The sequence below is a fragment of the Verrucomicrobium sp. BvORR106 genome, from assembly GCF_000739655.1.
Classification (GTDB): Bacteria; Verrucomicrobiota; Verrucomicrobiia; order Verrucomicrobiales; family Verrucomicrobiaceae; genus Verrucomicrobium.
In genome coordinates this window covers 42,361-57,644 of the sequence record NZ_BATR01000021.1, presented here as the reverse complement: position 1 = coordinate 57,644, position 15,284 = coordinate 42,361, and the positions used below count along the sequence as shown (strand labels likewise).

General features: G+C 61.1%; 11 protein-coding genes. 4 read left to right on the top strand and 7 right to left on the bottom strand.

Annotation, left to right across the window (positions count from 1 at the left end; all coding sequences use genetic code 11):
• The first annotated feature begins 288 nt into the window (after nucleotides 1-288).
• Together BV106_RS04025 and BV106_RS04020 are read left to right on the top strand one after the other, a co-directional pair.
• The gene (locus tag BV106_RS04025) at nucleotides 289-819 is read left to right on the top strand and encodes a hypothetical protein (protein ID WP_038160824.1); all 531 of its coding nucleotides are present in this window, start codon (nucleotides 289-291) and stop codon (nucleotides 817-819) included.
• Between the two features lie 32 nt (nucleotides 820-851).
• The gene (locus BV106_RS04020; RefSeq protein ID WP_051945008.1) at nucleotides 852-1,514 is read left to right on the top strand and encodes an SDR family oxidoreductase; all 663 of its coding nucleotides are present in this window, start codon (nucleotides 852-854) and stop codon (nucleotides 1,512-1,514) included.
• 497 nt (nucleotides 1,515-2,011) lie between these two features.
• Here the strand turns inward: BV106_RS04020 and BV106_RS04015 are convergent, their stop codons facing one another.
• The 3 genes from BV106_RS04015 to BV106_RS04005 all read right to left on the bottom strand — a co-directional run bounded on the left by BV106_RS04015 (nucleotide 2,012) and on the right by BV106_RS04005 (nucleotide 7,257).
• Nucleotides 2,012-3,553, bottom strand: a complete 1,542-nt coding sequence (locus tag BV106_RS04015) for a glucan biosynthesis protein (protein WP_081891503.1) — start codon at nucleotides 3,551-3,553, stop codon at nucleotides 2,012-2,014.
• A 589-nt stretch (nucleotides 3,554-4,142) separates the two neighbouring features.
• Nucleotides 4,143-5,873 (bottom strand): right-handed parallel beta-helix repeat-containing protein, encoded by a 1,731-nt coding sequence (locus BV106_RS04010; RefSeq protein ID WP_038160816.1) that lies wholly within the window; start codon nucleotides 5,871-5,873, stop codon nucleotides 4,143-4,145.
• Nucleotides 5,874-5,952: 79 nt separating this feature from the next.
• Nucleotides 5,953-7,257 (bottom strand): amidase, encoded by a 1,305-nt coding sequence (locus BV106_RS04005; RefSeq protein ID WP_063767896.1) that lies wholly within the window; start codon nucleotides 7,255-7,257, stop codon nucleotides 5,953-5,955.
• 183 nt (nucleotides 7,258-7,440) lie between these two features.
• Here BV106_RS04005 and cls point away from each other — a divergent pair, with 183 nt between their 5' ends.
• The gene (cls, locus tag BV106_RS04000) at nucleotides 7,441-8,946 is read left to right on the top strand and encodes a cardiolipin synthase (protein WP_081891502.1); all 1,506 of its coding nucleotides are present in this window, start codon (nucleotides 7,441-7,443) and stop codon (nucleotides 8,944-8,946) included.
• 4 nt (nucleotides 8,947-8,950) lie between these two features.
• Here the strand turns inward: cls and BV106_RS03995 are convergent, their stop codons facing one another.
• From BV106_RS03995 to BV106_RS03980, 4 genes are all read right to left on the bottom strand, one after another.
• Nucleotides 8,951-10,048, bottom strand: coding sequence for a L,D-transpeptidase family protein (locus BV106_RS03995; RefSeq protein WP_038160811.1), 1,098 nt, complete (start codon nucleotides 10,046-10,048; stop codon nucleotides 8,951-8,953).
• Nucleotides 10,049-10,170: 122 nt separating this feature from the next.
• Nucleotides 10,171-12,354: a beta-galactosidase trimerization domain-containing protein gene (locus BV106_RS03990; protein WP_051944999.1), complete on the bottom strand. Its 2,184-nt coding sequence runs from the start codon at nucleotides 12,352-12,354 to the stop codon at nucleotides 10,171-10,173.
• Nucleotides 12,355-12,572: 218 nt separating this feature from the next.
• Entirely contained in the window at nucleotides 12,573-13,022 is a 450-nt protein-coding gene (gene cynS / locus BV106_RS03985) for a cyanase (RefSeq protein ID WP_038160807.1), read from the bottom strand.
• Between the two features lie 111 nt (nucleotides 13,023-13,133).
• Nucleotides 13,134-14,219: a CmpA/NrtA family ABC transporter substrate-binding protein gene (locus BV106_RS03980; protein ID WP_051944996.1), complete on the bottom strand. Its 1,086-nt coding sequence runs from the start codon at nucleotides 14,217-14,219 to the stop codon at nucleotides 13,134-13,136.
• A gap of 135 nt (nucleotides 14,220-14,354) precedes the next feature.
• Here BV106_RS03980 and BV106_RS03975 point away from each other — a divergent pair, with 135 nt between their 5' ends.
• The gene (locus BV106_RS03975; RefSeq protein WP_063767897.1) at nucleotides 14,355-15,278 is read left to right on the top strand and encodes a LysR family transcriptional regulator; all 924 of its coding nucleotides are present in this window, start codon (nucleotides 14,355-14,357) and stop codon (nucleotides 15,276-15,278) included.
• Nucleotides 15,279-15,284 lie beyond the last annotated feature (6 nt).

The following is a 15,284-nucleotide window of genomic DNA, read 5'->3' as shown; positions in this document are numbered from 1 at the left end:
TGGAGCCCCGCAAGGACGTGAAGTACTCTTGATAGGGTGGAGGTTTTGGGGCTCACGCCACCTGGGCCTGTGCCCCTGAGCTGGCTTCTTTGGGCTCTTCAGGCCCCGATCATCCCTTCCCAACAAGGCTCCGCTTACATCGGTCTGCTCGAGGAAAATAATCGGAGATTGCATGGATGCCCTGTTTGAATGGCCGCATCTGCCTCAAGGTGTTCCGCCCTTAAGGGAATGCTCTTGACGTTTTTTGAAAATTGCGGGCACAATAAAAGTCGTTCCCCCTTTTCAACTATGAAAACGAACTTGCTGCTTGCCGCCCTTCTGATGGCCACCACCGTCTGTTTCGGTCAGACCCCCGCACGCACAGCGGATGAACCCCTCCATGTGCTCTACCAGGATGGCCGCGCCGCCTTCTATGCAGGGCAGTTCGATGTCGCACGGGAAAAACTGGCCAAGGTGTTGGCGGTGAATCCCAACCATACACAGTCCCGCGCCATGATGGCCCAGATCGAGGAGAAACTGGGCAAGGACAACGTCATGCTCCGCAAGAGCTACGAAAAGATCATCATCGACAAGATCGAATTCGCCGATGTGGAGCTCAGCGAGGCCATCCTCGCAGTGCGCATGAAGGCCAAGGCGGCCACGCAGGACAAGGTGATCCCCAATATCATCCTGAAGACCCCTGAGATCGGCAAGAAGTCGGTCAGTCTGAATCTGAGCAACATGCCATTGAGCGAGGTGCTCAACTACCTCGCGCAGGTGGCTGGCGTGCGCATCAGCTACGACACCTCCGCCGTCCTCTTCACCAGCCCGGCGGGCTAGCCAGCAGGTCTTGGTGGTGGTAGTGGATGGGCATGCGTGCACCAGTGGCATTGATTACCGGGGGCTTGGGCGATCTCGCTCAGGCCCTTCATGTTGAACTGACGGGCCATGGTTATGCAGTGCACGCTCCTGGCAGGGCAGAGATGGATGTGACTTCGACGGAGTCCGTGGAGGCATTCGTGGGCGGTCTGGAGGCGATCGATCTGCTCGTCTGCAATGCCGGCGTCTGTCGGGATGCCGGGGTCCTGAAGATGGAGGAGGCAGACTTTGATCTGGTGCTCGATACTTGCCTGACCGGCGCTTTCCGTGCAGCCCGTGCGGCCTTGAAGCGCATGAGCCGCCAGCGGCAGGGGCACATTGTTTTCATAGGCTCTTTCTCCGGATGGCGCGGACCGGCCGGACAGGCCAACTATGCGGCAGCCAAGGCGGGGCTGATGGGCTTGACGCAAAGTCTGGCGGCCGAGTATGGCGCGAGGAACATTCGCGTGAACTGTGTGCTCCCCGGGTTCATGGAAACCCGGATGACGGCCGGTCTTGGGGAGGAACTGAAGAAGACCTTTCGCGCGGCGCATACCTTGGGGCGGTTCAATGCTCCGCAGGAGGTGGGGCGGTTCATTGTCCACCTGGACCGGTTTTTGCCGCATACCTCAGGGCAGATTTTCAATCTGGACAGCCGGTTGCACAGGTCGGCGTGAGGTGGGGGAGGTGGCAGCAATCACCAGGTTCCTCTACTCTTCCAGGGACGAGTCTCGCAGGTCAAGGTTATCTCCTCGCGCTGGAAGCTCTGACGCCAAGGGCGTCATACAAAGTAGCCCAGGGTCAGGCGAGGCACGAGCCGCCACCCTGGGTACATGGGTAGTTGGACCAGAACTCCGAAGTGAGTTCTACAAACCGTGACAGTGTCCCTGAGGTGTGCACCGTATGCCGGACCGCCGCTTCCGGGTGATCAGGACGGTCTGTAGAACTCCCTTGGAGTTCCATCACTACTCCGTGCTACCCGGGGTGGCGACCGCTTCGCGGTCTGACCCCGGGCTGTTTTGTATCACGCCGTTGGCGTGAGGTTGCTTGATGAGAGGACATTGCGGCTGGCGAAGGAGGCGTTGAGCCGCCAGCGCTCCAAGACACTGGCGTGAGGTTCGGTCATGCCAGATAGAATGCACTGCCCATGATTGAGGCAAATTCACCTGGATGACTACCGCCTCCACTGATAATCCCATCGCTCGGACACGGGCCGGCCTTCATCCAGCAGATCGCAAGTCAACTCCACCAGATCGGTGCCCGGCGGGATCTCCACGTTCAGGCTCACGCGCCAGCCCTGGGTTTCAGGGTTTGACTGCACCTTGCTGCCCACCAGTTTGGCGGCCCCACCGCGCACGTTCACTCCGCACTGGGGCACCCAATCGCCGGCCTTGGCTGCGCCGATCGATCCCTTGGCAAAGTCCACCACGAACGTTGAGACATTCGGGAGGTCCTGCGCGCGGGGCGCAGCCCCCCAGCGGGTGGCGATGACATGGGCCAGGGGATGAGTGTGCGTGTCCTGCCAGTTCAGGTTGTAGGAAATACGCATGGGCTGGGTGGCGGTGGGCAGGTTTTCCGGCTCCCAGAAGGTCACGATGTTGTCCCAGGTTTCTTCACCGGTGCTCAGTTCAATGAGGTGCAGACGGCCGCGGCCAAATCCCTCGCGCGGCTCCACCCAAACGGCCGTGCGTTCGTGATAGCGGGCTTCCAGATCCTCGAAGTTGCGGAAGTCACGATCCCGCTTCTGCAGGCCAAAGCCCTTGAGCTGGTCGATGCCAAACACGCTGTGGCGCATCTGCTTGCCATTGTCCAGCGGACGCCACACTACGGGCTGTCCCTCCTGTTCAAAGAGGAGCCCGTCGGAATCGTGCACCTCCCGCCGGAAATCCTCGGGTTTCGGTTGTGTGTTTTCCCCGAACCAGAACATGCTGGAGAAGGGGGCCACACCGAGCAACGCCACGGGCTTGCGCAAAAAGAGCGATGCTGTCACCGAGGTGGTTGTGGTGGCGGCGTACTGCACTTCAAATTCATATGCCCCGGTGATGCTGGGGCCGTTGAGCAGGGCGAGAAAACGGAAGGAGGTGTCGCCCTCCTTGGGCTTGAAGAACCAGATGTGGGTGAAGTCCGGGAACTCCTCGGGTGCACCACCCACGGTGTTGATGGCGATGCCACGAGCCGAAAGGCCCCAGCCCAGCCCCGCGCCCACGGCGCGAAAGTAGCTGGCCCCGTTGAAAGCGAGGAACTCCGGACGATTGCCCGTCGCACGGTCCACTGCCGCGATCTTGAAGCCAGTGTAGCCGTCTGGGTAGGAAACGCCTTCCGGCACCTTGAGGCCAAAGTAGTCGAACTCCTTGGGGTCGAACGGCACCTTGGCCGGTTGCCCCGATTGGATCTCATAAAAATGCACCGGCTTCTTGAACATCCAGCCAGGATGGAAAAACTCAACGGCCACTGGCCCAGCGTTCGCATAGTGCGAGCGATCCTTGCGGAACTGGATGCGACGATGATCGTCATAGTTGAGCTTTGAGAAAAATGGATCCAGATCCGGAGCCGGGATCACATGGGGTTTTTGCGCCAGTTCTGACGCATACGCCTCAAGGTCAAGGAGGTTGCGGATGTCTGGCGGCTCCGGATCACGCGCTGGGAGGGCAGGAATGAGCCCAAAGAGCACGGCAAAAACCGCGAATCCCGCGGAGGGGTGAGACAGAAAGTTCATGGTAATTTCCATTGTCCCCCATTAGGGGACGGATTTGAGACGGCAGCGCATTGGCTGCTCTTGAGACGAGGCAGGCCTTTGACCTATTCACATGACTTCTGTTTCTTTTTTCTCAACTGAGTTGCGATTTAGATCCGGCTAATGAATGTCTTTAGAATCCGTTGCAAATCTCAATAGCCCGTTTCGTCAACAAAGTGAACTCATCGAACCCGGAGGGTTCACCATGCATAGCCATGGGTCGGCCGAGCGGCGCGAGGACTACCCATGGAATGGGGGGCTGGCATTGAACTGCGGAGCAGTTCGCCCATTGCGTTGCCGTCTCCTGAAGTTGTTCTTGCGAATGTCGTGCTGCGAACGCAAGGCCCAATGCGCGCTGACGGTTGGAGGCGAGGAGTGGAAAATAACGCTGTCGATCCTAGGCCGCAATGGGCCTACCGCTCCGCGGTAGCATCTGCGACGTCTCTACCATGGGTTGCACTCGCTCCGCTCGTTTCACCCATGGCTATGCATGGTGAACCCTCCGGGTTCGGTGGCAAGGTGCGAGTTCGCCTTGGCGACTTTCACATCCGAAGATGCCGTTACAAACTTTTCACTTCGTCACGCCAGCGCCAGGGCTGGAGGCGGTTCCTCCTGTTATCTCCGCAATGTTCCCCTCCTTCACCGCGTCCTCGCAGTGGACCAGCCACATCACCGCTTTCTTGGGAATCTTGTAGCTCGCGCCCGTATCCGGTGGGGTTTCCTGCTGGGGATTGAGAGAGCGGTTGTTGCGCAGCACAAGGCCTTTGGATGATGAAATAACCAAGTGCGGTCCCGCGCCGCGCTCGATGGTGTTGCCCTCGATGATGAAGTCCTTGAACACTGTATCCGTGCGCAGCTCGGTGCTTCCGTTCGTGGCGGTGATGGAGATGATGCCGGCCTGGCTGGACCAGGGGGCGGCGCAGAACCAGCCGCCGTTGCGGATGATGTTGTTGCGAATGATCAGCCCATCGATGCCGGCGGCTGCTCCGGCGGGGAGTTCAGGGCACACGACAAGTGCATGAGGTGTTTCGAGCGTGTTTCCTTCCATCAGCCCGCCTGCTTTCAGCAGCACGCGTCCGGGACTGTGCAGGTGGTTGTTGCGAAACACGAAGCCGTTGCCCATGCGGTCGGGTGAATACACACTGTCACCCGGAGCCAGGGCATTCGGAACATCCAGCGTGACCACGATGCACCTGGGGCTGACTTTCCAGGGAGACCAGGTGGTGGATTCTCGCAATTTCTCCAGCACTTCCTCGGAGAGTCCGGCTTCAGCCCGGCTCACCACCTTGCGCGAAGTGATGCGGTACTCCTTGCCCTCCACATTCTGACGCAGGCGGTCGCCGTTTTGCACGCCATCGGTGAACTCGTCCCGGCTCGCGAGCACCACGGTGCCGCCTTCGCTATTCAACACCACATAGTCGGATGACTGCACGCTCCAGGAGTCATCTCCGGCATGAGAGATCTCGCATTCCTCCACCACAGGGCCTTTGCGGATGGTCTTGCTTTGAAAGGCGTCCCATGAACTGCTCAGCAGCCGAATCTCCGTGGCATCTGCAGGCTTCGGCCCCGGGACAATCTTGCACTGCGTAAAGATGGAGCCGCCTTCACCATCGGCTTCCAGGATGCCCATGCCCGGAGCGCTGTGCACAGTCACGTTACGGAAGGTGATGCGCTCACATCCATCCACCGAGATGGCGTGAGGGGCTCCCATTTCCTGGCCAGTGCTGAGCGAGACCAGATCTCCCACGACTGCCGTCTTGGCGATGCCCGGCAGGCGGACCCGCACCACATCCTCTCCCACCATCTCCGCTTTCGTGCCCCAGAGGAAGGGCATGCCCTTCTTGCGGTAGCGAGTCTTTGGATCCACCACATCGATCCGTGAGTAAGGCTTGCGGGGATAGCCAGCGTGAAGCTTTACATCAATCGAGCCATCGTCTGCCGCGGCGGCGACGACTTCGCCTTGAGTGAAGGGCAGGGGATCATAGTCCACGGTGAGGCCTTGCAGGGTCACTCCGCTGCAGCGGTGCAGACTGATGGCCCGCATCAACTTGGTGCCCACCAAGGTCACGCCATCGGCAATGATCTCCACATCGCGCGCGCCCTGGATCAGCCATAGCTCCCCGCCGCCTTTGGGACCAAGCCGGTAGGTGCCGGGTGGAATGATGATGCGCTTCTCGCCACGCTGAAGGGCGGCCTTCACCCCGTCACGAAAGTCCGCGGTGGGCTCCGCGCTCCGCAAGGTGACGGTGGCGACGAAGAACAGGCACCAACTCAGGCTCAGGCAAAAAACAGGGCGTAGCATAAGGAGCAGGGAGCCTATGCCGGGAAATCCAACCCGGACAATGTCCGACTTGCACCAATTCCCTTGCTGGATTTTCGGGCTATTCCACGAGACGCCCGATGTTCAGCAGCGCGGCTTCGCTGTGAGCGGGGCCCACAATCTGCATGCTGGTCACCGGGAAGCTGGATCCCGTCATCGGCACGGGGACGGCCAGAGCAGGCACGCCCGCATAGCTGACGGCCATGGTGCACTGGATCTTCATGAACTTGGCCTCGAAGATCCCGGTGAAGAACCAGTTCAGCTTGAGCGGCGGCTTGCTGATCACCGGCAGCACGATGGCATCCACCTCGGTGAATTTCTGGTTCAGTAGCGCCACGAACTGGTCGCGCTCAGCGATGGCGGCTTTACGTTTGGTCTCGTCCTTGTAGCGGCGGGAGAAGATGATGTCGCCTACGAAGAAAGCCTTCCTGGCGCGGTTTTCCACGCCCTGCTCATTCTCGATCTTCTGATTGTTATACCATGAAGCCGCCGCAGCCACGAGCCCTCCATTCTCCTGGGCCTTTTGCCACTGCTTGAGGAAGTCCTTGTCCAGAGGCACGACCTGGAAGCCCCGGGCGGCAAGGCGGGCATCGATGGCGCGATCAATGGCCGGATCCGTGCCGGGGATCCGCAGCCGCCCGATGCGGACGACGGCGGCGGTGGGTTTGGTGGATTTCGCCTTGGCGTACTTCGAGGCGAAGCCCTCCTGTAGCAGCCCCATACCGGTGACCAGGCCATTCACATCCCGGGCGATCGGGCCCACCGTATCGAGATAGCTGGGAGAAATGGGGTAAATCCCCTTGATGGAGATGTCGCCAAAAGTCGTCTTCAGTCCCGCCACGCCGCAACACGCTGCTGGCACGCGGATGGAACCGGCCGTGTCCGTGCCCAGTGCTACATCGGCCAGACCCAGGCCCACTGCTGATGCTGATCCACTGGAGGACCCGCCGGGGACGCGGGTCTTGTCCACCGGATTGACCGGGGTGCCGAAGTAGTCATTGGAGCCGGAGACACCCACGGCGAACTCGCTGAGGTTCGTCTTGCCCACGATGACCACATCCTTCCGTTTGCGGATCAGGCGCAGACAGTCGGCATCCTGGGTGGCTGGCTTGCCGTGCTTGTAGTAATACTCGGAACCGGCTGAAGTGACTTCACCCTTCATGTCGATGAGGTCCTTTACTCCGAGTTTCAGTCGGGTGTCACCCGCCGCAGGAGCACGATAGCTGATGAAGGCGTGGGGCGGGGGCGTGGCCGCTTGTTTGTAGGTCAGCGGCGAGCAGCTACTGCCCCCCACCACCAGTAGCAGACCCAAGACAGCCCCGGAGGAGCGGGTGCGAGAACGAGGGGAAAGCGGGCGTGCGCTCATGGAGAAACCATACGGTCTGCCGGCACTTCCGGCAAGCCTCCATGGTGGAAACTTAAGCATGTGACGGGTGCATCAATGAGACTCATTCAGGCAATGACTCTGCCGACAAAAAAGCTGGCGTTCTGGCCGGGTTTCTGCCGTGATACCTGCACCTCTGGCCGTGCATCCGCGGCTGCTTGTCCCATGAAGATTCGAGCCCGAATTCAGACCTGGCTGGCGGCGCATCCCCGCGCTGCGGAAGGGGCCAGGAAGTTCAACAAGCGTCGTCGCACCTGGATCACGCTTTTTGTCATGCTCTGCCACATCGCAGGTTTTTTCACCTCGGTGGATGCGATTATGAGTGTGCGGACCGCCCAGGGTGCGATCGCCTGGCTGGTGTCTCTCAACACCGTTCCCTATGTGGCCGTGCCCGCCTATTGGGTCTTTGGCCGGAGCGAGTTCAATGGTTATGTCCTGACCCGCCGGGCAGATCTGGCCGAGGTGGCACCGGAGACGAGCAAGTTTATCAAGACGCTGTCTGAACAGCGTCTCATCGCGCTGCCAGACCGGGACCGGCCCTTGCTGGTGGAGCGGCTGGCCAAGCTGCCCTTCACCCTGGGCAATGATGCGGAGTTGCTGGTGGACGGCGAGGCCACGTTCAAATCCATCTTTGAGGGCATCGCTCGCGCCAAAAGCTATGTGCTGGTCCAGTTCTACATCATCCGGGATGACAGTGTGGGCCGGGAATTGAAGGCAAGCCTGGTGGAGCGGGCCAAGGCTGGAGTGAGCTGCCGTCTGCTCTATGACGAGATCGGTAGCAAACTTCCCGCCGCCTACATCGACGAGCTACGTCGCGCGGGAGTGGATGTCCGTCCCTTTCACTCCACACGCGGAGACTCTAACCGCTTTCAGCTCAACTTCCGCAACCATCGCAAGGTGGTCATCGTGGATGGGATCGAGGCGTGGGTGGGCGGGCTGAATGTGGGCGATGAGTACAAGAGCCTGAACACCAAGTTCGGCTACTGGCGGGACACTCACATGCGGGTGGTCGGACCGGTCGTACAGTGCACCCAGGTGGCCTTTGTGGAGGACTGGCATTGGGCAACCGACGAGACGCCCCAGAATCTGAACTGGAATCCCCAGCCAGCACCAAAGGGCGCGTCACGGGCACTGCTCTGCCTGCCATCTGGCCCGGCAGATCGGCTGGAGACTTGCACGCTCTTCTTCCTCAATGCGATCAACTCGGCGAAGACGCGGCTCTGGATTGCCAGTCCCTACTTTGTGCCGGACGAGCAGTTCATCAGCGCTCTCCAACTCGCGGCGCTGAGGGGCGTGGATGTGCGCATCATCATCCCTGAAGAGGCGGACAACCCCTTGGTGCAGCTTGCTGCCTGGGCGTACTTCGACGTGCTGGATCGCGTGGGGATCAAGGTGTACCGCTACACCAAGGGGTTCATGCACCACAAGGTGATGCTGGTGGACGACGAGTACGGAACCATTGGCACCGCCAACTTCGACAACCGTTCCTTCCGCTTGAACTTCGAGATCACCATGGCCTTTGCCAACCGGGATTTCGCCGATCAGGTGGCCAAGATGTTGGAGACGGACATGACTCACTGCCGCGCCGTGCGCACCGGGGAACTCCAGGAGCACGGCTACTGGTTTCGCTTCATGGTCCGGGCCGCCAATCTGACGGCGCCGGTGCTGTGAGCCATCACTTCTGCCAGAACCACTTGAACCGGCGTTTGGCGGGCTCGGCGGGTGGTGGGGGCACCGGAGGCACATCCTGGCGCTCCACATAAGCGGGCCGGGGGATGGGGGCCGGTCCCTCGATGATGACCGGCATGCCCTTGGTGATGAGTTTCACCAGACGGACCACATCCCAGTTCGCCGTGCGCATGCAGCCGTGGCTGGAACTGCGTCCGATGGTCTGCGGCAGGTTCGTGCCATGCACGCCGATGCCCGGCTTGTTCAGGCCGATCCACATCACGCCCACGGGATTGTTGGGGCCGATGGGGAGTTCGTAGTAGTTGCTGGTGCGGACGCCGTAATCGAGCACGCCCTTGTCCCAGCGGAAGGTGGGCAGCTGGGTGATGCCGACGATTTTCCAGGTGCCGGGTGGCGTGGCGAGGTAGCCGCTTCCGGGGGTGATGGGCAGGCTGGCGAGCAGTTTGTCTCCCTCATACACGCCCAGCAGTTTTTCGCGGGTGTCGATGCGAATCACCCGGTTGAGAAATTCCGGCACTTCCGGCAGACTCGGAATGGGCTCCAGTTGCTCGACGAGGAAGGGATCCACATTGGGCACCTTCACCACATCGCCCGGCTTGAGTTTGCTCATCTTGACCGGCTGGTTGATGAACTCGAGCAAGTCCGGAGAGCAATGGAAGCGCTCGGTCAGAAACTCCAGCAGCGAGTCATAGGGCAGATACTTCTTCTTGCTCTGAGCGGCGGGTGAGCTGGGCAGATCACCGACAAAGCGCAGGTCTTCCTCCCGGATTGTGTAGGTGGTGTAGAGCTGGGTGACGCTGGAAACGTCCAGCGTGTGGTTTTCCACCTCGGTCTCCGGCAGACCGTGAGACTGCTGATAACGCCTCAGGGCCTTGGTCGTGAATTCACCGGGGCGGCCGTCCACCTTCCCGGGTCCAAAGAGGTGGGTGTCCAGGAAGATCTGGAGGCGCAGAATGGGCTCAATTGGTTCCGGGGCCTTGGGCAGCTCCACCACGGGGATCGCCGCAGGGGGCGGTGGGGTTTGAGCCCGGAGCATGCCGGGAGCGGTGGCCAGGACGAGCAAGGCGAAGAAAAGCTTTTTCATCGGGGGCAGACGGAAGAAAGATGCCTCATGTACCCGGCAAAGCAACCGGGGAAGGGCAACGAGCATTCCTTCTGGTACGGGCGTGGGGTATAAGAAGGACGTTTGTTGTCCCCGCCAGTTTCTCAAGACGAGCTGTCTTCGATGAAGGAAAACACCGCCGCTTCATGCTGTTTCCATTCCAAAGTGAACTCCCGGCCGCCCCCCAACTCCTGGCCGGAGCGTTCGTTTCGCATCTGCTGCACCGGTTTGTTAAAGCGGATTTTTGCCGGGAGCGTCGATGATTTCAGGCCCACGGAATTGCCCCCTCCCAGCGAGGTGCCCCGGATTTCAGGATTCAGGCAGAGAAACAGCAAGGTCCGCCCTGAAGGCAGTTTCCAGTAGGTGATCTCATAGCCGTGTTCTTTTTCGCCCGCATCGGCCAGGCGCACCCAGGGCGTGACCCCGGCATCGGCCACATGATGCATGAAAACCTCGCGTTTCCTGGCCGCTTCAAACCCGGCTTCGCGATAGGCATTGTACCACTGCGGAGAGAGGTTCATCAGCACCGCGCGGCCTTTTCCTTGTGCCCTGACCTGCTCGGTGGGCTGGCTGCGCACGGCTTTGTGGAAGCCGCTGCCGTCCAGAATGCAGGCGTTCTTGTTGGTCAGGAACTCTCGATAAGTCTTCCACGAGTAGTTGGCATCCTGATCCACCTCCACCCAGAGTGCTCCGCCAAAGACGTCCGTCTGGCGCATCTTTGGATCGTGTTTGACGCCGAACAGGGCATCCAGCCCACCGCCGCTGGCCCGCCCTTTGCCATGCTGATCCCACACGCCGGGGAGATAGTCGGCGATGACGGTGCCGCCGCGTTGGCAGAAGGCCTCAATGGCGCGGATCTCTGCGTCAGACAAACAGAGGCAGGCGGGCAGGATGAGCACGCGATAGTCATCGGGCACGCCTTTCTGAATGACGTCCACATAACTGAGGAAGTTGTACTGCAGCCCGCTGTCGCGCAGCATGTTCTCCCACGCGTGACGCACATGGGCCGCGCTCGCGAGCCGCTCATCCGCATTGCGGTTGACCCATGTTTTGCGATGGGCTTCGGCATCAAGGATCCAGCCGAGCTGAATGCTCGCGTGGCTGTAGTAGATCGCGACGCCATCATGCCGCCATTGTGCCCCTGTCATCAAAGGGCCGATCTTGTCCCCCGCTTCGCGCAGGGCTGGGGCCACCTGAGAATGCCAGCCCTTGGGAGTTACACCATCGAACCAGCCCTCCACCCAGCCAATGTGGCCGCGGTTGCCGTGGGCCAGGTAGTACCAGGTCTGCCAGATGGTATCGTCCACGCTCTTGTGAAAGTGCGTGGTCACCGCAGGAATTGCGCCCTGGGGATTGAACGACCGGATCACCGCCTGGGAGGAACCGAGGTTGTAACTCTCGATGAACTGCACCTTTCGCATCAGCCGGGCATAGTCGTAGCCGCCAAAGGCACTGGGAGCCTGGCCTCCCACCAAGCCGCAGGGGGTGGCCGGATCCAGCGTGTTCGCATGCTCCACCAAGTTGCCGATGAAGTTGCACCACTGGGCGTCATTGAAGGTCCACTGATCCATGAGCGGACTGGCATCGAACTCCGCCACGGTCCATCCTGCGAGTTTGGGGCGCAGGTCTTCGTAGCTGATCCATCGATCCCTTTTGGGCACACGGTCTGCGCCGTAAACGGTGGCCAGCCAGCGGGGATAGGCTGATGCATCATCCGTCACCTGCCACATGGTGGGGTGCACGAAGTGTCCCCAGGAGGGCTCATCATCCAGCGCATAGGCAGCCCGCATCGGGGAGGAGGACGAAGCGGCAATGTTCCTCTGCATGACAGCTTGCAGCTTCGCCAAGGTATCGGCGTTGAGCGGGGCGGGCCGCAGGCCGGTGCCGTGAACTTCATTGAGATGAGGCTTTACCTTGTCGCCATCCCACAGATGCAACGTGCCTTTTCCCGCCACGTGATCCACATAGAAGCGTAGGCCATGCTGGTTGATCCAGTCCAGTCTGCCGGTCTTGGACTGGGGCGTGCCGACGTGGTCGTGATCGATGAAAGCCCCATTGTAACCGTGTTCTCGCGACCATTTGCCGGAGGCATCGTCATAGCCGATGCCCCACTGGTAGGTCCATGGCATGTAGATCCATCCCGGCCAGGCCTTTCGTGCCCATGCGGCATCCTGTTTCACCGGGCGGAAGTCCTGGGAAGTGCGGACGTAGGTCTCGTACGGATCTTCTGCCGCGGGCAGGGAGGTCAACAGGCTGCCAGAGGCGAGGAAGAGGAGTGACCAGCGCATGCGGCATATGTACAGATTGGGCAGGTGAGGCCTTGCAGGCAAATGGGCTGGCCACCCAACTCCGTCAGATTCCCCTCGTCGCATGCGGCCCCATCGCTGCCTGCTTGTTTGAGAGCCGTCTTCCTCCGGCCACCTCCGGCGGTTGTGCAAGCACAAACCGCCGCTCCTTGGGGGAGATACGAGCCCGGCCCCTGGCGATGCTGCTCGCAAGGGCGAGACTACCAGGTCTTGTACCCCAGGAACTTGCCGTTCATCACGATCTTCACGCGGTCGCCTTTTGGGTCAGGCACCCGGTCGATGTCCATCGTGAAGTCGATGGCGCTCATGATGCCGGGGCCGAATTTCTCCTCGATCAGCGCCTTCAGGGTGGAGCCGTACACATAGATAATTTCCTGAAATCGGTACTGGAGCGGTTCCTTGGAGACGGTGGAGGCAGCCTCGCCTTTGTTGGCGTACTCCGTCAGGGCCAGGGCGATCTCCGGGCTCAGATCCAGGAAGGTGGCCACCTGCTGGGCGGCTTCTTCGGGCAGGGCGTTTTCGCCGAGGCAGGCGGAGGTGGTGTACACCTCAGAGAGTCCTGCGGCCTGGGCAATGGCGGCCCAGGTGGTTTTCCTGGCGGATTTGGCAGCGAGGATGGCTTCGGTCATGGCGGTCTTGTTCATGGCGATAGGGAGTGGAGTTGAGTTGGGTGGTTGGATTGGGTTTTGATCTGAATAAAAAAGGTTATATGAGCCAACAGGACGGGCGCGAGCCGTTCCGGAGTGTTGCGGGTGCTTTGTTCAAGAAAGGGCTGGAACGACCGGGGAGACGGCGGTCAACGCCTCCTCGTAGAGATCTTCCCGGAAGAGGGCGCGAACCCGTTCGCGGGTCATCTGAGGCAGGTCCCGACCGAGGCCATGGGCGCGGATCTCATCAATGACCCAGCGGGCCTTGGCATCCGTGGGACGGCTGGCGTCGTTGCGGCTGAAGACGATGGCGTCCCGGGCATCCGTGCTGCGGCGGCCGCCCAGTTGATAGGGGCCGATGAGGGCATTGCGCATGGCCTCCACCGGCACCCCCAGATAGCTGCGTGAGGCCATCAAGGCGGCCAGGGAGGGGCGGTTCGAGGGTTTATCACACCAGCGTGCTGCCTCGATCAGGGCTGACAGCAGGCCCAGGTGCTCCTCGTGCCGGTCGAGCTCGAACTCGCTGCGCACCATGAAGATCTTCTCCGGGTGCATGGGGTCCAGTTCTGAACTCAGGGCCACGCACCGGCCCACGCCGCGGAGCAATCCCACGGAGGTCCACGGCTCCGCCACACAGTAGCCGTCCAGGTGTCCTTGCTCCATGCAGTCGGCCACCAGCGGGGGCGGGACGATCGCCAGATCCACATCATGATCCGGGTCGATGCCGCCGGAGCGCAGCCACTTGCGCATGAGATAGTGCTGGGAGGAGTATCTCAGCACCCCGGCAAACTTGAAGCGACGGCGACCGCGATGCTTGCGAACCACCTCGCCGAAAGACGTGGCATCCGTGGCACCGAGCTCGATCAGTTCGTTGGAAAGGGCGATGGCGTTGCCGTGATGCGCGAGCATCATGCCGGTCAAGCAAGACACCGGGGTGACATCCAGGCCGTGGGAGATCTCGATGACCATGCTCGCCGGGGCGTGGGCTGCATCCAGTTCCCCATGGAGCATCTTTTCCCGCACCGATGCCCAGCCCGCCTCACGTGAGAGGCGCACGTCCAGTCCCCGTCGCACAAAGAGACCCAGTTCATGAGCCGCGATCAAAGGCGCGCAGTCTGTGAGCGGCACATAGCCGATCGTGATGCGCCGGAAGGACCGCGCCCGGGCGGCTTTAGCAGGCTTCTTCTTGGTGGCGGGCATGGGTCAGAATCACCGACAACACGAATCGGGCCAAGCCGTTGATTGTGCGAAGCGCTGAAACGATTTGAACCGATTGATGAATCAGATCGCACAATCTGCTCCTACCCGGCACTGGGCCTGCTGGCAGATGGAGGCATGGATGATCTGGTCGAATCCCGTCACTTGCGCGTGTTTGTCACCGTGGCCCGCACGGGAAACATGCGCCGTGCGGCGCGGGAGCTGCACCTGACGCCCTCAGCGGTTTCACACGCTCTGAAGGCGTTTGAAGAATCCGTTGGTTGCCCGCTGTTTGAGCGCACGACGCGGCGTCTCATGCTCACGCAGGAGGGCACCCGGTATCTGCCCGAGGCTGCGCAACTTCTGGAGGGGCTGCAACAGCTTCATGGTTCAGCAAGGCGGAGCCTGGACCGCAAAGGCTCCCGGCTGCGCATTGGGGCCAGCCCTACGGCCTGTCAGTATCTCGTGCCGGCGGTGATCCGTGAGTTCAAGGAAAGTTGTCCGGACGTCTTCATCCAGATCACGCAGGGTTCCTCTGCGATGATCGCCCAGGAAGTGACGGAGGGACGCATTGACCTGGGCCTCTGTCCACGCACGCCGGATCACCGCGGCCTGACCTGCCTTCCCATCGCTTCAGACGCGCTGGCATTCATCATGCATCCGCTCCATCCTTGGGCGCAGGCGGGGCGGGTGAACCGCAGCGAGATTGCCAGCCAGCGTTTCGTTCTCGCCGAGAGCCGCTCCTTCACCAAGCGGCTGATCGATGACTACTGGCGCCGAGAGAAGATCAGCATCCAGCCGTTCATTGAAATCGGCAATGAAGAGGTCATCAAGGAGCTGGTCCGGCTCGATATCGGCGTCGGCATCTTTCCCGCCTGGCTGGCGGCCGATGAACTGGGAAAGGGGCTGCTCACCACGCTGCCACTGGGCCGGCGGCCGCCCGTACGGGAGTGGGTGATGTGCCATCGGACGCATCACCGTTTGAGCTTCGGGGAAACGCTGTTCGCAGGCATCAGCCGTCTGGTGGCAGCCAATCGCATCGGCTGGTCGCGTGTGGGTTAGAACCTG